The organism is Rhodopila sp., assembly GCF_965276935.1.
In the GTDB taxonomy this organism is placed as follows: domain Bacteria; phylum Pseudomonadota; class Alphaproteobacteria; order Acetobacterales; family Acetobacteraceae; genus Rhodopila.
On sequence record NZ_CBDIBS010000004.1, the window covers coordinates 839,440 to 859,154 of the forward strand.

Sequence of the window (19,715 nt, forward strand, 5' to 3'; positions counted from 1 at the left end):
TGTCATGACTGGCACGGCAGTGAAGAATGGCTGGAACCTCGCCGATGCGCCCGATCTGCACGGCAAGGTCGCGATCGTCACCGGGGCGACCGGCGGCCTAGGTTACGAGACGGCGCTGGGGCTCGCTCGGCGTGGCGCGACGACGATCGTTGCCGGTCGCAATCCGGACAAGGGTGCGCGGGCGCTATCGCGCATCCGGCGCGACCTTCCGGCCGCCACGGTTCGCTTCGAAATGCTCGACCTCGCCAGCCTGGCCTCGGTGGTCCGGTTCGCGGCAGCGGTCACCGCGGCGCAGGACGGCGTGATCGACATCCTGGTGAACAACGCCGGGGTCATGGGCATGCCCAGGCGCCGGCTGACGGAGGATGGCTTCGAGCAGCAGATCGGGGTGAACTATCTCGGGCATTTTGCCCTGACTGCACGACTGAAGGACGCGCTGCGCGCAGCCCCTGGTGGCGGCCGTGTCGTCAGCGTGGCCAGCCTCGCGCACCGCCGCGCGGCCCTCGACCTGGATGATCCGCAGTCGGAGCGGTCATACAGCCCGATGCGCGCCTACGGCCGCAGCAAGCTAGCCATGCTGGTGTTCGCGATCGAGCTGCAGCGCCGAGCCGAACGGAACCAATGGAATCTGCGCAGTATCGCGGCGCATCCGGGCTGGGCGAGGACCGAGATCATCGGCAATGGCATGGGCGGCGGCGCGCCCGGAATCAAGGAATGGGTGATCGCCCAGGCCTTCGGATTGGTGGCGCAATCAGCGCGGGACGGCGCACTGCCCTCGCTGTATGCCGCCATGGCACCGGCGGCGAAGGGCGGCGCCTATTACGGCCCCACCGGTCCGGGCGAAACCCGCGGCGCGCCCGGCGTATCGCGGATCAGCCCGCAGGCGGCGGACCCGGCCGTCGGCAACCGGCTTTGGTCGCTGTCGGAGAAATTGACAGGCCTGACTTTTAACTGAGGCAATGACATACCTAGAGCGTTTTCCATTCGCCTTGGCTCACAGACTCCGCTCTAGCTCATTGTTTGATCGCGTGATCCACCGTTTCGGTGATGCCACCTGCTCGGATCGCGCTCTAGCATTACATGCAGGCAGCAGCAGCCCTTTTCCGAAATCCCGCTACAGGCTGTTCCAGCCCCACCAGTAATCCTTTTCGGTCTTGCGCCGTCTGTCAACGTTAGCCAGTCGTGCCCGAGCGGCGGCGCAACCCTGCCGCCAGCCGACAGTGCTGTCCGGCTCTCCGGAGCACGATGGCGGAAATTTCAGGCTGCGGTTGCTGGCCCAGAACATGACCCCATCCCGGTAAGAACCATCCGGTAGAGCGGCATACCACTGTTCATAGGAAATGCGGGCTTGCCGCCCCTCGACATAAGCGGCCGTCGTGGTTGATGCTAGCGGTGGCGGACCCATTGTCGCCGATCCGCTGGGCGGGGCGGCAATGCCGGGCGTCGGTTGGGCCGGAAGCGACAATGCTTCGCCGACGGCTGATGGCGCGTCTATGTGGTTTAATAACACTGAACCGTTTTCAGATATGATGAGACCGCCGGTTTCTGAACCGGTTGGGACGATCTTGAGGACGAAATTCGCGGCACCGACCGAATGGGCGCCACGCTCGACGCTGCTGACATCCCATTCGACTACGCCGGTCACTGAACACGTATCAGAGCATCGCACGTAAAGCGTGTTGATCCTGACGGTGTAATGTCTGACCGGCCACCGTGTGGAAAATCTTGCTTTTTTACCCATCACGTCTGCGCGCGACACGTTTGTCCCATAAAAACTTAATGTATCACTGTAGTATGCAGAAAGAGCACTTGCATCTACTTTTGTATCCGACCAACTGGCGTAGTAACTCAACACCAAATTTATCATACGCTGCTCCAACGGTGATCCGTCCGGCAACGCCTGCGCCACCCGCGCTGCCGGCGCCGGATGTGGCTCTTGGGGTTTCGGATCAGGCAGCGTGATGCACGGGATGCCGATTTTTTCGGCGTCCTCCGGGTGCAACCACCGTATCTCGTTTGGGCTTGCCGAGGTCGCGAAAGCAACGGCTTCGTATGAGAGACCAAGCTTTGCGAGGTAGGCGCCAACCAAGGCGTTACCCACGCCGGTCTCCTTCACGTCATCACCGCTTCTGATATACGCCGCATGGAAACCGATGCTTGCCGATCTGCCGACAAGACGGGGGGTTCCGGCCAACCAGATCAGGCCGCAGGCCGATGCGCATTCGGCGTCATTGGTGACGGCGGTGGCATAACCCTTCTCCCGAATCAGCTCGCCTATCATCATTCCTTGCAGGATCACGCCGCCTTTGCTGTTCAGCACCACCACGGTCGGGCCAGTTATCGAAAGAGCGGCGCGCGCGAAGCTGTCAGCGTCGCCGGCGACAATCTCACCTGAAATGGAGATTGAAGTTAATCCATCGGCCACGTCGTACTTGATGACGGCGGCTTGGCCGGGCGCGGATACAAAGATCATGATCGAGACCATCGCCAGAAGGCGGATGAGATACGACACCGGACAAGCTCCAAAACGTCAATTCCATTTTGGATTTGCCACTATGTCGATTTTGCACATTACCTTCATCTGGTCAAGGAAATGACATAGCTCCGGCGAAGTCATGGGCCAATGGCCACCGGCAAGCCTGCCCAATGTCGATTCTGATCGTCGCCAACATGGCCGAAGCGGGCGAAATCTGTCGCATTGAGAATTCGCTTAACGAGTCCCCGGTGACATGCAGCCGCTCCGGTCACGGCGGCGGCGGGCAAGGCATCCTCTGTAGCGTTAATCCGAAACTAAACCACCGGACTCGCCCCGCCATCCATGTTGATCGCCGTGCCGGTGGTGAACCCGGCATGGTCAGAGCACAGGAAGCACGCCATCGCGGCGAATTCTTCCGCCTTGCCCATGCGACCGATGGGAACCCCGGTGCCAGCCTTGGCGACATAGCTCTCGAAAGGCTCATTGCTGCCGTCAGCCTTGTAGCGGCGGGCGATCTGGTCGGACACGATCTGTCCCACCAGCATGCCGTTTACCAGAATCCCGTGCGGCGCGCCCTCACCTGCCAGCACTTTCATCAGCGCCATGCCGGCGGCGCGCGAGACCGCAGTTGGCGCGCCGTTCGCGCGCGGCGCCTTAGCCCCGGTGTTCAGCACGTTGATGATCCGCCCCCATTTCCGCTGCTTCATCCCCGGCCAAACCAGCCTGGCCAGCCGAATCGCCGCGAACAGCTTTAGATCCAGATCCTCCTGCCAGATGTCGTCGGTAATCTGCTCCGACGGCATCGCCCGCGACAGGCCGGCGTTGTTGATTAGGATGTCCACCTGGCCGAACGTCCCGATGACGGCCTCGAACGTCGTCTGGATATCCGCCGCCTTCGACACGTCGCACTGGAAGCCTGCCACCTTGCCGGAAGCACCATCCGACGCGGACGCCTCGGCCTCGGCCAATGCTTCGGCGCCACGGGCCAAGATCGCGACATTGGCGCCGGACGCGGCGAACTCCTTCGCCATCGCCAGCCCAAGGCCCTTGCTGGACCCGGTGATGATCGCGGTGCGGCCGTCGAGACGGACTTCCATGGCATATTTCTCCTGTATGCCCCACCATCTTGGGCAAGATGCCGGCTCCATGCAACGCATCGCCCATCCGATAAGAGAGACCGCACCCGCCATGTCATCCTTCGCCTTCGTCTCCCTGCTTCTACTGCTGGCTGCCGCGCTCGGTTCGGTCAATCACCTGTTCTTCCGTCTGCCCAGAACCATCGCCCTGATGGCGGGATCGCTGCTGCTGTCCGTCATCATCCTGATCCTTGATCCGCTGATCAGCAGCCTAGCGCTCCGTCACTGGTGGGAGAACCAAGTCGTCATCAAGGACCTGCCGCATGTGTTCCTGAATGGCGTTCTGGCCTTCATGCTGTTCGCCGGCAGTCTGCATGTGGATGTCGACCAGCTACGGGAACGGAAATGGGCGGTGCTGTCGCTGGCGACACTTGGCGTGCTGCTGGCGACCGCGCTCTATGGCGGCGGCATCTGGCTGGTGTTCGCCGGTAGGCTGCCGCTGCCGTGGTGTTTCGTCCTCGGCGCGCTGCTGGCACCGACCGACCCGATCGCGGTTGGCGGCCTGCTGCGCGAAGCCGGCCTGCCAGATGGCCTGCTAGCGGTGGTGAATGGCGAAAGCCTGTTCAACGACGGCGTCGCCGTGGTGGTGTTTGCCACCGCACTCGACTGGGCGAACGGCCAGACCACCACGCTGGCGACCGCCGGTCTAAACATGCTGGCGCAGGGCGGCGGCGGCATGGTCCTGGGCCTGGTTACTGGCTACCTCGCCTACCGTGCCATCCGCCTGATCGACGATGCGGGGCTGGAGCTGACCATTACCCTGGCACTGGTCACCGTCACCTATAGCCTGGCGGAGGCGATCGGCGTCTCCGGCCCGCTGGCCGTGGTGGTGGCCGGCCTGCTGACCGGCCACCATGCCACCCGCTTCGGCATGACCGACCTGTCGCGCCAGCAGGTGGTGATGTTCTGGGACCTGATCGACGAGTTGCTGAATGCCGTGCTCTTCCTGCTGATGGGCTTCGCGCTGCTGACTGTGGATATCAGTTGGCTGGTGCTGGGTGCGGCGGCGGGGGGCATCGTGCTGGCGCTGCTGACCCGGCTAATCAGCGTCGCCATTCCTACCACGCTGGTGCATCTGCGGCGGCTGCCCTGGCTGCGCGGCGTCGCGGTGCTCACCTGGGGTGGCCTGCGCGGCGGAATTTCCGTCGCGCTGGCCTTGACGATGCAGGCGTCACCCTATCGCGGCGCCCTACTCACGGTCTGCTACGCGGTCGTGGTCTTCACCATCCTGGTGCAGGGCCTGTCAATGCCGGTGCTGATCCGCTGGCTATATAAGGATCGCGCCATCACAGCAGTCCGGCGATGACGACGGTGATCAGCCCAAGGATCAGGTTGACGCCAATCAGCTTGCGGATGCTGTCCAGGTTTCCAGCCATCCGTGTGCGGTCGGTGGTGCGGCGGAACCGCCGGTACGGGCCGAAGAAGGTCGCCAGGAACACCGCCGCCATGACCAACCCCAGCCCAAGCATGGCATGGACTTGCCAGGCGGCGTTAGCCATGCCGCCAAGCAGCCCTAGCATGGCGAAGCCGGTGATGATGATCAGCGGCATTGCATGCCAGATCACCAGGAAGAATTTTCGAAAAACCTGCGTGTGCAGCAGCATCCGCTGCGGCGGGTCGATCGCCGCCAGGCTCGGCCTCAACACGACATAGGCATAGAACAGCCCACCCACCCACAACACCGCGCACAGCAGGTGCAGCGCCTTCAACCCCGCGTAGACCGTCATTCCATCAGCTCCAGCAACTCAGCGAGCATGGCGCGTAGCTCATTTGCCGCGATTGATCGAGGGGTGGCCTCGGTCACGCCCAGTCCCGCGGCGAAGGCACTGGCGAAGCCGGTGCGGTTGCCGATCGTAGCGGTCAGCAGCGGATGCCTGCTTTCACGCAGCGATGCGACCATGGTTTCACGCAGCTTGCCAGAGGCGGGCAGACGATTGAGCACCACCGCCGAACGCCGCTTTTCCGCCGCCGCCAGATTCAACGTTCCCTCCGCCGCCCAGATGTCCGGCGGACTTGGCTGCACCGGAATCAGCACCAGATCGGCGGCGCGGATCGCCAGGCGGGCATCGGTGTCGATCTGCGGCGGGCTGTCGATCAGCACCACGTCGTGGGCTCGCTTCAGCCGGTCCAGTTCCGCCGTCAGCCGCCAGCCGGACACGTTGGAAAAGGTCAGCGGCGCCGCCTTGTCCGGGCGAAGCTGATGCCAGCGGGTCAGGCTGCGCTGCGGGTCGATGTCCAGCAGCACGACCTTGCGTGACGGCGCCAGTGCCGCGGCAAGATTTGCCGCCAGAGTAGTCTTGCCGGTGCCACCCTTCTGCTGGGCGACAGTGATAACGATCGCCATGCCATCCGACTCCGAAGCGATGATGCGTTACTGGATCAGAAGATTGGTCGCGATGCCAGGACACTGTCGCGCATGACCACTCGCTTTCAGGCCGGCAGTCGCCTAGTGTTGCGTGACGTCCTTGATCGGGACGGGCATTAGGAAAACCAGGGACCGGCAGAATGCCAATCGATCGGTCACGGAGCGCAAGCCGTTATCGTCTGGATCCGCCGCGATGCGGGCAGGATTGGCAGGCGTATCACGGTATTCGGCGTAAGGTGTTCAACCTGCCGCGCCCGGATGAGGCGACTGACCCTGGCTGCCACCCGCTGTTGCTGTGGCTGGAAGACCAGCCGATCGGCGCCATTCAGATCGACGACCTGCGCAACGCCGCGGCCGCCCTGCGGCTGGTGGCGATCGACCCGGCCTGGCAAGGCGGTGGTCACGGCCGGGTCATGCTGCAGCGGGCGGAAGATTTCGCCCGCGAGATAGGCTGCCAGAAGGCAGTGGTCTACGCAACGCCGGAGGCCGCCGGCTTCTATGCCCAGGCTGGTTATGACGAGGAAGACTGGGACGAGGTCTGCATGGGCGGCATTGTGCAAATGCTGAAGACGCTGGCGTAGAGTATCCGTCTTGGTCAAGCGACGTCTGGCGTCCATGTGCGATGATCGCGCAGCAGCGCGTTGGCGATGATGATGAGTTTGCGCATGATCGCGACGATGGCGAGCTTGGCGGGTTTGCCGGCCTGGCGCAGCGCCTGGTATTTGGCCTTCAGCGGCGGATTGAAGCGGATGGCGACTAGGGCGGGCATGTCGATCGCCTGCCGGAGGTTGGCGCGGCCGCCCTGGATGAAGCTTTTGCCTTGCCAGGTGCCGGATTGTCGGGTGACCGGCGCCAGGCCAGCGAGGCTGGCGGCCTGCTTGGCGTCCATCGAGCCGAGTTCTGGCATGTCGATAAGCAAGGCGAGGCCGGTGGCGGCGCCCAGGCCAGGGATGCTGACAAGGATGTCGAAGCGGGCCTTGAGCCTGTCATGGGCGGCCAGAATGGTTGTCCGCTGGCGATCGATGGCCTGGATCTGGGTGTCGATTTGCTTGAGGTGTTGCTGGCTTTGGCGCTTGAGCAGGGCCAGCGTGAGGGTCTTGGCGCGGTTGAGTGCTGCGGTGCGGTCCTTCACCAAGGCCCGCCGTGCGGCCAGCAGTTCGGCCAGCTGATCAACGGTTGGATCCCGGGCGGGGGGGATGTCGGGCTGCAGGAGGGCGCCGAAGCGGGCCAGCATGGCGGCATCGACGGGATCGGTCTTGACGCGCTTGCCGGTGGCCTCGGCGAAGCGGCGGGCCTGCAACGGGTTGAGCTTGACGGCCGGCAGCGCGGCCTGGCCCAGCGCCATTTCGAGGCCACGATGATAGGCGCCGGTGGCCTCGAAGACGATGCGGGTTGGCTGGTAGGGGGTGATCCAGGCGATCAGCCTGGCGTGGCCTTGGCGATCATTGGTGAACCGCTGGGCGAGGCCCTGCGGGTGGAGGTGGACCTCGAGGCTGTCTTTCGCGACATCGATGCCGAGGGTGACGTGATCCGCGGTTGGTGCTATGGCGTGGCTCATCTTTTCCTGTCCCATGCTTGTCATCCGGGGCGTGCAACACCCAGGTATCCGTTCGGGCCTTGAGGAAAAGAAGCGGGCGATCCCACTCTAACTCGGTCCTACCCGACCGGCGTGATCTCGATCCATCCCGCTTCACCAGCGGCGGGTTGCAACCCGCCGCTGGTGAACCATTGTTCCGCAAAACCTGGGGCAAGTCATAAGACAAGCGTGATCGCGCTCAGCGGAACGTTCAACGCGTCAATTGTGCAATCAAGCAAAGAACAAGACCGCGTTCAGGTTGTATAGTCAGCCTGAACCCAGGCCAGTGGTAAAAATTTAACGCTTGGAAACGATCTGTCGAAGGTAATCCATAGCTGTAAAGCGGGTAGTCGCCAACATCGCCGTCAATCAGATTGATGCCGCCAAAGACTTTTATGGTGACGCTCTTGGGATGATCGTGGTCATGGACATGGGATGGAACATGACTTCCGCAGCTGATCACTCCGCCCCGCCGCAGCTCAGCGTAGCAACCGAAGGTGCCTCAGGAACGCCGGTGCCTGATCTGTCGATAGAGGTAGACGATCTCGCCAACGTTCATCGAAAAATGCAGGCTGCTGGGTTCAGAATCGAGTATGGCCCAGTGACCGAACCGTGGGGCGTCGGACGTTTCTACGTCCGCGACCCATTTGGGCGTCTTATTAACATCCTGGCGCATCTCTGATAAGCGCGATGATGGTATCAAGCGTCAGATTTCCACCCCTACACTACGCGCGCAGCGGCTCCGGCGGCGTTGACGGCGGGATAGGGATCGGCTGCGGCGGCTCCTCGATCGGCGCCGGCTCGTCGGGGTCGGGCGGCACCGGCGGGTCGCCAGGGGGCGCCGGCGGGTCTGACGGCGTCATAGGCTTACTCCGTCGGCCAATGCTCGGTCCGCTTCCGGGCCGGTTTCCAGTGTGGCGACCGGGATTGGCCGTTCTGCCATCTGGCGAAAGCCCTCGATCGCGCGACGCAGCGCAACCGACCGCTGGTTTTCCGGTTCCAGAACGAACAACACGACCGAGCGGCCAGTGATGCCGTAGCTGTCGCCAGTGCGGAACGATTCACGCTTGCTGTCGTCCGGAATGTTGGTGTCTAGCAGGCAGCGCCAGACCTGGCCGCCGACAACCTCGGGCAGGATGAAGTTCACCATGTCGTGGAACGCGTTCAGCACCAGCAGGGCGGTGGCATCCATCGCCGGCCGCTTGATGCCGCTGGCCTGTGCCCGCCCGTCCAGCAGCATGCCGAAGCACCTTGCGTTGACGTCATCCCATTGCGCGTCCTCAATATCCTGGCCCGTAGGTGACAGCCAGCGCACATCCCGAACATCGAGATCCGGGTTATAGGCTCCGGTCAGGAAGCGAGAGCGGCGGAGGATCGGGAAGGACTGCCGCAGCACGATCACCTTGCGAACGAACTCGGCGAGTTCGACCTCCTTCTCGCCGAAATTCCAGTCCACCCAACTGATATCATTATCCTGGCAGTAGGCGTTGTTGTTGCCTTCCTGGCTACGGCCGAACTCGTCGCCGGCCAGCACCATGGGGGTGCCCTGCGACAGCAGCAGGGTTGCCAGCAGGTTGCGCTTCTGGCGCTCCCGCAGTTCCACGATCTCGGGGTCGTCGGTCGGCCCTTCGACGCCGAAGTTCCAGGAGTTGTTGTCGGAATGGCCGTCGCGGCCATCCTCGCCGTTCGCCTCGTTGTGCTTCTCGTTGTAGGAGACCATGTCGTTCAGGGTGAACCCGTCATGCGCGGTGATGAAGTTCACGCTCGCCCAGGGCTTGCGGCCCCGGCGGTTGAAGCAATCGGCCGAGGCCGCCAGACGGGTCGCCATCGCCGCCTGCTTGCCTTCGTCGCCTTTCCAGTAGCCGCGAACGGTATCGCGGAACTTGTCGTTCCATTCGGCCCAGCCAGGGGGAAAGCCGCCGACCTGATAGCCACCGGGACCGATGTCCCAGGGTTCGGCGATCAGCTTGGTATTCGACAGCACCGGATCCTGCAGGCAGCTCTGCAGGAAGCCATGCGCTTCGTTGAAGCCATCGGACTCGCGCGCCAGAATAGTTCCAAGATCGAACCGGAATCCATCGACCCGCATCTCGGACGCCCAGTAGCGCAGGCTGTCGGTGACCATCTGCACGACGCGCGCGTGGCTCATGTTCACCGTGTTGCCGGTGCCGGTATCGTTGATGTAGTAGCGCGGATTATCCGGCATCAGCCGGTAATAGGAAGCATTATCGATGCCGCGGAACGACAGGGTGGGGCCGCGTTCGTTGCCTTCAGCGGTGTGGTTGTAGACCACGTCCAGGATGACCTCGAGACCGGCGTCGTGCAGCCGAGCGACCATCTCCTTGAATTCCGAGAAGACGAAGTCCGGCACGGCGGAATAGCGCGGGTCAGGGGCGAAGAAGCCAATCGAGTTGTAGCCCCAGTAGTTTGTCAGTCCCTTGTCCAGCAGGTAGCTGTCGTTGACGAAGGCATGCACCGGCAACAGCTCCACCGAGGTGACGCCAAGGCTGCGGATGTAGTCCACGACCTCCTTCCGGCCAAGGCCGGAAAATGTGCCGCGCAGATTTTCTGGCACTGCGGGATGGCGCATGGTGTAGCCGCGGACATGGGTTTCATAAATAATGGTGCGGTCCCAGGGAATCGACGGCGCGCGTTCGCGGCCCCAACTGAACGCCGGATCTATGACACGGGACTTTGGCATGAAAGGCGCGCTGTCGCGGGTATCGAACGTCAGGTCAGCGGCTTCGGCGTCAAGCGTATAGCCGAAACAGGCATGATCCCATTTCAACGCCCCCACATGGGCCTTCGCGTATGGATCCAGGACAAGCTTATTGGGATTGAAGCGATGGCCGGCTTCCGGCTCGTAAGGACCATGGACGCGGTAGCCGTAGGTGGTGCCAGGGCGCGCATCGGGAAGATATCCATGCCAGACTTCGTTGCTGTACTCCGGAAGTTCAATGCGCTCAAGTTCTTGTTCGCCGGCGTCGTCGAACAGGCACAGCTCGACTTTCGTCGCGTGGGCGGAAAACAGCGCGAAGTTCACCCCGAGGCCATCCCAGGTCGCCCCGCATGGATTGGGGGAGCCTTCACTGACACGTGACTTCATGATCCCTGGCGGCATGGGCTTCCTCATAGCGGTGGCGACAAAAAAGGGGGCTTTCGCCCCCTTTTCAACAAATCTGCTTTAGGACGTCAAACGCCCGAGGATATAGCCGACGCCCACGGCGAGCAGGGTCGCGACGATCGGCTGCTCCTTGATCAGGTCGCTGACCTGAGAAGCCGCCTGTTGTGCCTGTCCGGCGGCCTGGTTGTACATGCCTTGCGCCTGCGTCTTCGAATCGCCCGTCACATTGCCGACGGTTTCCTGCACGCGGCCGCCAAAATCACGGGCGGTGCCTTCAATGCCATCGTCCATTTCCAATCTCCTGGGTTAACCGAGACGCCTAAACGCCTGAAGTCCCCATGAGTTCCATAACGATATGATGAAAAGGCCGCCGCTTGCACCCGGCGATGCCTCGCTTCAGCCATAATTCAGCTTCAGCCCCGGCTCCGGCCACTGCATCTTGCCCAGCCGGCCGCTGTCCGACAGGGTAATGTAGGCGGTGCGCATGTCGGCCCCGCCAAAGCAGATGTTCGTCGGGTAGGTGTCCGGCATCTTCACCGCCCGCACGATGTCTCCAGCCGGGGAAATTTCCGTAATATAGCCGGTATTCAGCGTCGCCACCGCGATGTTGCCGCTCGCCATCACCGCGAGGCTGTCGAAGCGGGCGTTGCCGGGCAGGCCGGCGATGATCCGGCCGGCGTGATGGCCATGCGGCGGGGGTTCGCGCAGCACGCCCGGCGCCTCGATGTCGAAGGCCCAGAGTCGGGCGCCTTCGGTGTCGGCGGCATACAGGACCTTGCCGTCAGGCGACAGCCCACAGCCGTTGGGACTGAGGATCGGGTGGGCGATTTCGGTGATCCGGGAGCCGTCCGGCAGGGCATAGTACAGCCCGCCGTGGTCGCGATGCCGAGCGTGGCGCTTGCCGAGGTCGGTGAAGTAGAAGCCGCCCTGGGCATCGAACACCAGGTCGTTCGGGGCCGACAGTTTGTGGCCGTCCACCTCGATGTACAGCGTCCTGGCCTCGCCGGTGTTCGGGTCGATCCGCTGGATATAGCCGAACCTGTAGTCGGGATGCGGCGCAATCCCCATCGAGTAGCCTTCGACATAGCGGCTGCCGCCGTTGTTGCAGAGGTACAATGCGCCGTTGGGGCCGAATGCCAGACCGTTCGGCCCGCCGCCGCAGCGGGAGAGCACGCTGGTGGCGCCATCGGGAGCAATTCGGGAAAGCTGGTTGTTGCGGATTTCCGTCAGGATGATGCTGCCGTCCCGGCAGACCACCGGGCCTTCCGGAAAGCCCAAGCCCGTGGCCAGGATTATCACGTCATTCATTTGTCGTGTTTCCCCCATTTCTCGTGTTTCCCCATCTCTGGAGTTTCCCCATCTCTGGAGTTTCCCCATTGCTGGAGTTCCCCTTATCTGGCGGTTGCGGCAGTGTCGTCCGATTGGCCGGCGCGTCAAGCGAGGCCAGCAACGCACCGGGGGCATCATGAAGGCTGTCAGGATCACCCGCTTCGGCAAGCCGGATGTGCTGGCGGTGGAAGACATCGCGGCACCGCCGGTGAATCCGCACGAAGCGCTGGTGCGGATCAAGGCCGCGTCGATCAACCCCAGCGACGTGAAGAACGTGCAGGGGATGATGTCGCAGACCACGCTGCCGCGCACGCCGGGGCGCGACTTCGCCGGCGTGGTCGAGGCCGGGCCACCGGAGTGGATCGGCGCTGCGGTCTGGGGCACCGGCGGCGATACCGGCTTCACCCGGAATGGCTCGCATGCGGAACGGATCGTCGTGCCGGTAGCCAGTCTGCGGCGCAAGCCGGCGGCACTGGAATTCGATCAGGCGGCCTCCGTCGGGGTCAATTTCATTGCCGCGTGGCGGGGCCTGGTGGACGGCGCCGGTCTGCGCGCGGGCGAAACCGTTCTGGTCATCGCCGCCAGCGGCGGCGTTGGCAATGCCGCTGTGCAGATCGCCCGCCGTCTCGGTGCCCGGATCATTGGGACGGATCGCCGGCCGCCAATCCCCGGGGCCGCAATCCTGCGGGCCGGCGACGCCCGCATCGCCGATGCTGCGGATGTTCCGGCGGCGGTGCGAGCGGCGACAGGCGGGCGCGGCGCCGATGTGGTGCTGGACTGCGTCGGCGGCGTGATGTTCCGGCATGCGTTCGACTGTCTGGCCTTGCGCGGCCGGCTGGTCGAGCTGAGCGCCACGGGTGCGCGCGACGTGACGTTCAACCTGGCGGATTTCTACCATAACGAAAGCCGGTTGATCGGGGTCGATACGCTGAAGCTCGATCTGGTGGCTTCGGCTGAGGTGCTGGAGGCGTTGCGGCCCGGGTTTGAATCAGGAGACTACCAGCCGGCGCGGATCACACGGCGATTTCCGCTGAGGGATGCGGTGGCGGCGTACCAGGCTGTCGCGGATGGGGCCGACGGACGGGTAGTGCTGCGGCCGTGAGGTAATCTGGACGACCTCAGCCAGCCGCCAGCATCTCGTCTAGCGTCACCGGGCACACATCCGGCACCGGCAACGGCGGCTGGCCGTCGATCGTGTCCGGCATGACGCGCAACGCCTTGGCGTAAAGCTCGGTCACGTCGATCCGCCGGCGCATCGACGGGGTGTAGGCGTCCGCCGCGTTGACGCGCGCCACCCGAGCCTCCGAGCGCCAGTGCGGCACATCGCGGGACAGCGGCCACGCCTCGGCCTTAAGGTCGTGCAGCAACGCCTGAAGCAGCAGCGACCGGCAGGCCCGCAAGCTATTGCGTCCCACGTCCGCCACCTCCTCGATGATGTTGGGCCAATCTAGATTTGCGTCGTTGAGCCGTTCGCCGGCCGCATGTCGGCGCAGCAACTCGGCTTGGTGCTCGGACCAGATCAGGATGTCGGTGTCGTAGTCGCTCATTTTTCCTGAAACTCCGCATCGACAAGACTGAACCCTGCCAGTAACGACGCGGCTGTGTCGCCACTGCCTTGGCACAGGACCGGCACGCCGATGACGTGAGGGGTTCTTATACCGACAGCAACAGAGCCTCCAGCCTTTCTGACTGCCTACGTGCATTCAAATGCGCACCCACCGCCGTGAATCCAGCCGACCCCAGCGCGACTCGTAGCCCCGGCTCGACCACGATCCGGCGCATCGCGCTGGCCAGCGCGGCGGCGTCGCTGGGGGGAACCAGCAGCCCGGTCGCCTCATGCCGCACCGTCTCTGCAATGCCGCCCTGGTCGGACCCGATCACCGGACAGGCCTGCGCCATCGCCTCAGGGATCACACTGGGCAACCCCTCGGCATCCCCATCCCGCGCCACCACGCTCGGCACCAGCAGCGAGATCGCGCCGGCCATGTGGGGACGTATGGCGGCCGGGTCCAGCCAGCCGGTCAGCGTGACGCCAGGCACCGCCCGCGCCAGCGCTTCCAGCACCGGCCGCAGCGGACCGTCACCGATGCAGACGACCGGCGTGGCATCCCCCGCCGCCCGGGCAAGGCGGATCGCCTCGGCGAGCACCAGGACGCCTTTCTTCTCGACGAAGCGGCCGACGAACAGATGCGCGGTCGGCGCCCCCGCGACGGGCGGATGGTCCGGCACCTCCACGCCGATCGGCAGCACCACCAGTTTGCCCGCCGGCACGCCCCGCGCGGCGGCGATTGCCGCCACTGCGGTGGAGACGCAGACGAACCGCTCGGCCTGCTCCACCAAGGCCGGCCAGCGTCGCACCAGCACCGTGCCCTGCCAGTTCTTCCGCTTGCTGACATCGCCGCCGTGCAGGGTGACGACCAGCCGCAGCCGCAGCGACCGCGCCAGCGGCAGGGCCAGCGCGCCCCCGCGCGCGAACTGCGCGTGCAGCACTGGGGCGAAACCCGACGTCCCAAGTGGCGGACGCAGCCGTGGAACCTGCCCGAAGTGCCGGAACAGCAGCCGGTGGAGTGGACCTGTAACCCCGTTGCCGCCCAGGCGCAGCCGCGTCTCGCCCACCGCCGGCGCCGCCGGCAGCAAGGTGCGGCCGATCCAGACCGGGTGCAGCCGGGTAAAGCCCACATACTGGCGACGCAGGAAGGAAATCTCGGACGGGACGCCGATCCGGTCTCGATACACCAGGAAGGGCTGGAACTCTTGCATCCGCTCCGGCGCCATGTGACAGGTCCGCCGCATGTTGGCAAGAAACCTGGGCATGATCCTTCTGACGGCGCTGCTCTGCGCCCCCGGGCGCGCCGCCGAACCCTTGCGCCTCGGCCTGCTCCACACGCTGTCGCCGGCGCCGTTGTACATCGCGCAGGCGCGCGGCTATTTCCGCGATGAAGGCATCGACCTGACCTTCCGTTTCTTCAACGCCGCCCAGCCGATCGCCGCCGCCGCGGTGGCGGGCGATATCGATGTCGGCGTCACCGCGCTGACCGGCGGCTTCTTCAACCTGGCGGAGAAAGGGACGCTGAAAATCATCGGTGGAGCACTGCACGAAGAAAAAGGCTACCAGGGCTCCGCCATCCTGGCATCCGACAAGGCGTTCGACGCCGGGCTGACCAGCGTCGACAAGTTGCCGGGGCACAGCTTCGCCATCACCCAATATGGCTCGTCGTTTCACTACATGGTGGGGCGGATCGCCGAGGCGCGCGGCTTCGACATCAAGACGGTGACGCTGCGGCCGGTGCAGCAGGTCGCCAACATGGTGGCGGCGGTGACCTCCGGCCAGGTGGATGCGACGATCGCCATCGCGTCGGTGGCCAAGCCGCTGGCGGCCGCCGGACAGGCGCATATCCTGGCCTGGGCGGGTGACCTAATGCCGTACCAGATCACCGCCGTGTTCACCACGCCGGCGATGATCGCCGGCAGGCCGGACGTGCTGCGGCACTTCGCCGCGGCCTATCAGCGCGGCGTGGCGGACTACCGGGCGGCGTTCCTGCGGCTGGACGCGGCCGGCCATCCGGTGGTGGACGCGGCGACCGACGCCGCCATCGCATTGCTGACCCGCTACGTCTTCACCGGTGATCCCGACGCCCGCCGCAAGATCCTGGACGGTGTCGGCTACTACGACAAGGGCGGCGCGCTGGACGTGGTGGATGTGCTGAACCAGCTACGCTGGTTCAAGGCGCAGGGCCTGGTGAAGGGCGACGCCGACCCGGCGACGATGATAGACACACAATTCCTGCCGACCCAATGAACGATGCGCCGGTCAAGCCTGGGTTGCGCCTGACGGTCGAGGCAGTCAGCCACGTCTACGGCACGCTGAAGGTGCTGCGCGACATCGACCTGACCGCCGAACCGGGCGAGGTGATGGTGCTGGTCGGCCCCTCCGGCTGCGGCAAATCCACCTTGCTGGGCATCATCGGCGGACTGCTGGCGCCGACGCGGGGGACGGTGCGGTGCGGTGGAGCGGTGCCGGCGGATTGCCTCAATCCGCTGACCTACGTGTTCCAGGATTTCTCACTGCTGCCCTGGCGGACGGTGGCCGGCAACGTGGCACTGGTGCTGGAAGCGCGGCTGGAACGGACGGCGCGGGCGGATCGGGTGGCGGAGGTGCTGGAACTGACCGGTCTGACCGCCTTCGCCGGCGCCTGGCCCCGGCAGTTGTCGGGCGGCATGCGCCAGCGCGTCGGCATCGCCCGCGCCCTGGCGGTGCGTCCCGCCTGCCTGCTGCTGGATGAACCGCTGTCGGCGCTGGACGCGCAGACCCGGGATCTGCTGCTGGAGGAGTTCACCGGTCTGATGACCCGGGCCGCGACGACAGCGGTCTACGTCACCCACAACCTGACCGAGGCGGTGCGGCTGGGCCACCAGATCGTCGTGCTGTCGCGCCGGCCCGGCCAGGTGCGGGACGTGCTGCGGGTGGACCGGCCGCTGGCGGGTCGAGCGGCGGGCGATCCGGATCTGGCGGCGCTGGAGCAGCGCCTGTGGCGAATGATCCGCGACGATGCCGCGGCGGCGGCGCGCGAGCCGGTCGATGTCGCTGGTTAGCAAGCACGGTTTGGACGCGCCGGTGGCGTTCCGTGGCGGCGGCTTCGCGCCGAAAGACCGCGCCTGGGCAGCGGCGGCCACGCTGCTCGGCGTGGTGGCGCTGTGGCAGGTGGGCGCCTCGGCCGGGCTTATCCCGACGCTGTTCCTGCCGGCGCCGGTGTCGATCGCCCGTGCCCTGTGGGCGCTGACCGTCAGCGGCGAGCTGTGGGCGAACCTGTCGGTGTCGCTGGCGAGGCTGGCAGTGGGATGGGTGGTCGGCACGGTGTTCGGCATCGGCATGGGACTGGCGGTGGGGCTGTCGTCGGCGCTGCGCTCCCCTGGCATGGCGGTGGTGGCGGCGCTGTTCCCGATCCCGAAAATCGCGCTGGTGCCGCTGTTCATCATCTGGTTCGGCATCGGCGAGGGATCGAAGATCATCACCCTGGCATTTGGCGTGTTCTTCCCGACGGTGATCGCCACGGCGGGCGGGGTGGACAACGTGCCGCGCGGGCTGATCCGGATGGGCCAGAGCTTCGGCCTGTCACGTTGGGCGATCATCCGGAAGATCGTGCTGCCGGCGGCGCTGCCGGCGATCCTCAGCGGGTTCCGGGTCACCAGCTCGATCGCCATCGTGCTGCTGGTGGCGGCCGAGATGATCGGTGCCGACCGCGGCATCGGCGCGTTCGTGCTGTCGGCGGGCAACCTGTACGACACCGACAACCTGCTGGCGGGGATCGTCGTGCTGTCGCTGCTGGGGTTGCTGGTGTCGTGGGTGATCGGGCGGCTGGAGCGCTTTTTCCTGATCTGGCGGTAGGCGCGGCGTCTACAGCGGATGCATGCGGACAGGATTTCCTGCTATGATAAGCATCCCATGGTCATTGGAGAATCCTTCCAGCCAGCGCTTGAAATACTGCCGAAGGCACAACGGCGGCTCTGGGCCGAGCTTAGGGGATTCCGGATGATTTCGTGCTTTATGGCGACACGGCTCTGGCACTTCGCCTCGGGCATCGGCAGTCGGTTGATTTCCACTTCTTTGGCACCAGCCGGTTCGAGCCCAGTGCATTGATCGCCAGCGTACCGCTGCTGGCCAGCGCGACAATCACCCAGCAGGCACCCGACATATTGAGTGTCATGGTCGACCGCGAAGGGCCGATAAAGCTTTCCTTTTTCGGCGTTCCGCGCATTGGGCGCGTGCAGCCGGCTGATCGAGCGGATGACAACGGGCTACAGGTGGCATCGTTGCTTGATCTTGCCGGCACGAAGGCTTTCGTGGTGCAACAGCGCGCGGAAGCGAAGGACTATATCGACATTGATGCCATCCTGACCGACGGCCGAATTGATTCGCCATTGGCGCTCGCGGCAGCCCAGGCGATCTATGGCGAGCAGTTCAATCCGTTGACCACGCTGAAAGCGCTTTCCTTTTTCGACGATGGAGACCTGCGCCACCTGCCGAAATCAGCGCGCGACAGGCTCGTCGCGACGTCACGGCAGGTCAATCTCGGGCGGCTGCCCGCGCTCCCGCGGATGGCGCGGGGCCATCACGAACCATGACTGCGATTCCGCTTAATCCGGAGACCCAGGCGCTCGCCCGCCGCATCGTGTGGTTCGAACCACCAGAGCAGGCGCTGGCCGATCCCATCCGGTTCATGGCTTATGTGATGGCTTACGCCACGCCGGCGGATCTGGAGGTGCTGCGGCGATACGTCTCCGACGACGACTTCCGGGAGGCGCTCGACAAGGCGCCGCCAGGGATCATCGATCCTTGGTCCTGGGCCTATTGGAACGCCCGGGTGGGCCGCTATCCGGCTCCGCCGATGCCGACCCGCGGGTTCGGGTAGTCGGCCGCCGGGTTGCGCCGGTCATGCCGCCGTGCTTTGTATCGTTCATGGCACGTCCTGATGACATCCCCCAGCCGACCCGTGACGCCGTGCTGAACCTGCCCTGCCCAGTGTTCGAGACCACGCCATTCGTCGCCGGCCCACCCTTGGCGCAGCGGCGCGTCGCCATCCTGTCCAGCGCGGCGCTGATCCGGCGCGGCGATCCGCCGTTCCCGTTCGGCTCGGGCGAATGCCGGTTCGTCGCGGCCGACACGCCGGCGGCGGACCTGCTGGTCAGCCATGTCTCGATCAACTTCGACCGCAGCGGCTGGCAGCGCGACATCAACGTCATCTATCCGATCGACCGGCTGCGCGACCTTGCCGCGTCGGGGGAAATCGCCGGCGTGGCAGAGACGCATTACACCGTCATGGGCTCCACCGACCCGGCGGAAATGCAACAGGCCGTCAACCAGATTGAAGGACAGCTGCGGCAGGAACGGATTGATTCCATCCTGCTCAGCCCTGTCTGACCGCTCTGCACGCGCGCCGTGTGCGCGCTCGCCCATAAACTGGAAGAACGTGGTTTCTCGACGGTGGCACTCGCATCGGTGCGTGCACAGGCGGAGAAGACGCGGCCGCCGCGGGCACTATGGACCGCTGCTCCGCTAGGCCGCCCGGTCGGGGAGCCTGATGACCCGGAGTTCCAGACGCGGGTGGTGCGGGCCGCGCTGGCGCTGCTGGAACGCACGGATGGGCCTGTGATCCTGCAAGATTTCCCGGACGATCCACCGGGGCTGGTGGATACTCCAGGCTGGATGGCACCCGCCATTACCAGAGCCGAGGTTTTTACCGCGCCTGCCGATTGGCAGGCGGCATTCACGGCCGAAATGGCCTCGCTGATGCCGCTGTGGCAGGCGGCACGAACTCGGTTCCGGCGGACATCGATTGGTCTCGGCTTTCAGGCACCGGAGGCATGGCCAGCTTTCGCGGCGAATGTGCTGACGGGCGGTTTGCCGGTTGTCCCGGAGCTTGGTACGACGGCGCTGTCTGTCAGGTTCCTGTGCGACGACATCAAGGGGCTGTATGGCGAGGCGGCCCAGGCTGAAGGTCCGAAACCATCGCCGATGCAGGTGGATACCTGGTTCTGGCGGCAGACCGTTGCCGGCGGATTGCTGCAAGCGTTGCGCGCGGCGGCGCTAAACAGTGAAAATAACGCGTTAAAGACTGTGGGTGGCCGGTTCTTCGTACCGGCACCCTGGTTGGCATGATCGGCATGCGAATATAATTTTTCCGCAGTTGGAGGCGCAGTCGAGTCGATCT

General features: G+C 64.9%; 23 protein-coding genes. 12 read left to right on the top strand and 11 right to left on the bottom strand.

All coding sequences use genetic code 11. The annotated features are described in order from the left end of the window. The first annotated feature begins 4 nt into the window (after positions 1-4). Positions 5-955, top strand: a complete 951-nt coding sequence (locus tag ACQY4S_RS20145; RefSeq protein WP_428486991.1) for an oxidoreductase — start codon at positions 5-7, stop codon at positions 953-955. Positions 956-1,114: 159 nt separating this feature from the next. On the opposite strand, the gene ACQY4S_RS20150 is transcribed toward ACQY4S_RS20145, so the two are convergent. Beyond that, positions 1,115-2,512: a hypothetical protein gene (locus ACQY4S_RS20150; protein WP_428486992.1), complete on the bottom strand. Its 1,398-nt coding sequence runs from the start codon at positions 2,510-2,512 to the stop codon at positions 1,115-1,117. A 278-nt stretch (positions 2,513-2,790) separates the two neighbouring features. Then, positions 2,791-3,573, bottom strand: coding sequence for an SDR family oxidoreductase (locus tag ACQY4S_RS20155; RefSeq protein WP_428486993.1), 783 nt, complete (start codon positions 3,571-3,573; stop codon positions 2,791-2,793). Positions 3,574-3,622: 49 nt separating this feature from the next. Here ACQY4S_RS20155 and ACQY4S_RS20160 point away from each other — a divergent pair, with 49 nt between their 5' ends. Then, positions 3,623-4,918 carry a cation:proton antiporter gene (locus ACQY4S_RS20160; protein WP_428486994.1) on the top strand — a complete coding sequence of 432 codons (1,296 nt, stop codon included), beginning with the start codon at positions 3,623-3,625 and terminating at the stop codon, positions 4,916-4,918. On the opposite strand, the gene ACQY4S_RS20165 is transcribed toward ACQY4S_RS20160, so the two are convergent. After that, positions 4,899-5,339: a CopD family protein gene (locus ACQY4S_RS20165; protein WP_428486995.1), complete on the bottom strand. Its 441-nt coding sequence runs from the start codon at positions 5,337-5,339 to the stop codon at positions 4,899-4,901. The genes ACQY4S_RS20160 and ACQY4S_RS20165 overlap by 20 nt on opposite strands. Next, the gene (gene parA / locus ACQY4S_RS20170) at positions 5,336-5,956 is read right to left on the bottom strand and encodes a ParA family partition ATPase (RefSeq protein WP_428486996.1); all 621 of its coding nucleotides are present in this window, start codon (positions 5,954-5,956) and stop codon (positions 5,336-5,338) included. Before parA ends, ACQY4S_RS20165 begins: the two co-directional genes overlap by 4 nt. A 161-nt stretch (positions 5,957-6,117) precedes the next feature. Here parA and ACQY4S_RS20175 point away from each other — a divergent pair, with 161 nt between their 5' ends. Continuing rightward, positions 6,118-6,558, top strand: a complete 441-nt coding sequence (locus ACQY4S_RS20175; protein ID WP_428486997.1) for a GNAT family N-acetyltransferase — start codon at positions 6,118-6,120, stop codon at positions 6,556-6,558. 14 nt (positions 6,559-6,572) lie between these two features. Here the strand turns inward: ACQY4S_RS20175 and ACQY4S_RS20180 are convergent, their stop codons facing one another. Then, positions 6,573-7,535, bottom strand: coding sequence for an IS110 family transposase (locus ACQY4S_RS20180; RefSeq protein ID WP_428488464.1), 963 nt, complete (start codon positions 7,533-7,535; stop codon positions 6,573-6,575). A gap of 376 nt (positions 7,536-7,911) precedes the next feature. Here ACQY4S_RS20180 and ACQY4S_RS20185 point away from each other — a divergent pair, with 376 nt between their 5' ends. Further along, the gene (locus ACQY4S_RS20185; protein WP_428488465.1) at positions 7,912-8,235 is read left to right on the top strand and encodes a VOC family protein; all 324 of its coding nucleotides are present in this window, start codon (positions 7,912-7,914) and stop codon (positions 8,233-8,235) included. A gap of 43 nt (positions 8,236-8,278) precedes the next feature. Here ACQY4S_RS20185 and ACQY4S_RS20190 read toward each other — a convergent pair whose 3' ends face one another. The 4 genes from ACQY4S_RS20190 to ACQY4S_RS20205 form a co-directional block, all read right to left on the bottom strand. After that, on the bottom strand, positions 8,279-8,416 hold the full coding sequence (locus tag ACQY4S_RS20190; RefSeq protein WP_428486998.1) for a hypothetical protein: 138 nt from the start codon (positions 8,414-8,416) through the stop codon (positions 8,279-8,281). After that, the gene (gene glgX, locus ACQY4S_RS20195) at positions 8,413-10,674 is read right to left on the bottom strand and encodes a glycogen debranching protein GlgX (protein ID WP_428486999.1); all 2,262 of its coding nucleotides are present in this window, start codon (positions 10,672-10,674) and stop codon (positions 8,413-8,415) included. The genes ACQY4S_RS20190 and glgX overlap by 4 nt, the downstream gene beginning before the upstream one ends. A gap of 63 nt (positions 10,675-10,737) precedes the next feature. Next, positions 10,738-10,968 carry a CsbD family protein gene (locus ACQY4S_RS20200; RefSeq protein ID WP_428487000.1) on the bottom strand — a complete coding sequence of 77 codons (231 nt, stop codon included), beginning with the start codon at positions 10,966-10,968 and terminating at the stop codon, positions 10,738-10,740. A 105-nt stretch (positions 10,969-11,073) separates the two neighbouring features. Beyond that, the gene (locus ACQY4S_RS20205; protein WP_428487001.1) at positions 11,074-11,985 is read right to left on the bottom strand and encodes an SMP-30/gluconolactonase/LRE family protein; all 912 of its coding nucleotides are present in this window, start codon (positions 11,983-11,985) and stop codon (positions 11,074-11,076) included. Between the two features lie 157 nt (positions 11,986-12,142). Here ACQY4S_RS20205 and ACQY4S_RS20210 point away from each other — a divergent pair, with 157 nt between their 5' ends. Continuing rightward, on the top strand, positions 12,143-13,108 hold the full coding sequence (locus ACQY4S_RS20210) for a quinone oxidoreductase family protein (RefSeq protein WP_428487002.1): 966 nt from the start codon (positions 12,143-12,145) through the stop codon (positions 13,106-13,108). A gap of 16 nt (positions 13,109-13,124) precedes the next feature. Here the strand turns inward: ACQY4S_RS20210 and ACQY4S_RS20215 are convergent, their stop codons facing one another. After that, on the bottom strand, positions 13,125-13,553 hold the full coding sequence (locus ACQY4S_RS20215; protein WP_428487003.1) for a DUF29 family protein: 429 nt from the start codon (positions 13,551-13,553) through the stop codon (positions 13,125-13,127). 106 nt (positions 13,554-13,659) lie between these two features. Continuing rightward, a complete protein-coding gene (locus ACQY4S_RS20220; protein ID WP_428487004.1) occupies positions 13,660-14,820 on the bottom strand; it encodes a glycosyltransferase in 1,161 nt (386 codons plus the stop codon). On the opposite strand from ACQY4S_RS20220, the gene ACQY4S_RS20225 reads away from it, so the two are divergent. From ACQY4S_RS20225 to ACQY4S_RS20255, 7 genes are all read left to right on the top strand, one after another. Beyond that, on the top strand, positions 14,819-15,805 hold the full coding sequence (locus tag ACQY4S_RS20225) for an ABC transporter substrate-binding protein (RefSeq protein ID WP_428487005.1): 987 nt from the start codon (positions 14,819-14,821) through the stop codon (positions 15,803-15,805). The two genes, ACQY4S_RS20220 and ACQY4S_RS20225, sit on opposite strands and share 2 nt — an antisense overlap. After that, entirely contained in the window at positions 15,802-16,599 is a 798-nt protein-coding gene (locus tag ACQY4S_RS20230; RefSeq protein WP_428487006.1) for an ABC transporter ATP-binding protein, read from the top strand. Before ACQY4S_RS20225 ends, ACQY4S_RS20230 begins: the two co-directional genes overlap by 4 nt. Continuing rightward, complete coding sequence (locus ACQY4S_RS20235) at positions 16,586-17,392, top strand: ABC transporter permease (RefSeq protein WP_428487007.1); 807 nt, start codon at positions 16,586-16,588, stop codon at positions 17,390-17,392. The genes ACQY4S_RS20230 and ACQY4S_RS20235 overlap by 14 nt, the downstream gene beginning before the upstream one ends. Positions 17,393-17,544: 152 nt before the next feature. After that, complete coding sequence (locus ACQY4S_RS20240) at positions 17,545-18,129, top strand: nucleotidyl transferase AbiEii/AbiGii toxin family protein (protein ID WP_428487008.1); 585 nt, start codon at positions 17,545-17,547, stop codon at positions 18,127-18,129. Continuing rightward, on the top strand, positions 18,126-18,416 hold the full coding sequence (locus ACQY4S_RS20245) for a hypothetical protein (protein WP_428487009.1): 291 nt from the start codon (positions 18,126-18,128) through the stop codon (positions 18,414-18,416). The genes ACQY4S_RS20240 and ACQY4S_RS20245 overlap by 4 nt, the downstream gene beginning before the upstream one ends. Positions 18,417-18,463: 47 nt before the next feature. Continuing rightward, positions 18,464-18,925 (top strand): glycine/sarcosine/betaine reductase selenoprotein B family protein, encoded by a 462-nt coding sequence (locus ACQY4S_RS20250; protein ID WP_428487010.1) that lies wholly within the window; start codon positions 18,464-18,466, stop codon positions 18,923-18,925. A gap of 63 nt (positions 18,926-18,988) precedes the next feature. Further along, positions 18,989-19,663, top strand: a complete 675-nt coding sequence (locus ACQY4S_RS20255) for a hypothetical protein (RefSeq protein ID WP_428487011.1) — start codon at positions 18,989-18,991, stop codon at positions 19,661-19,663. Positions 19,664-19,715 lie beyond the last annotated feature (52 nt).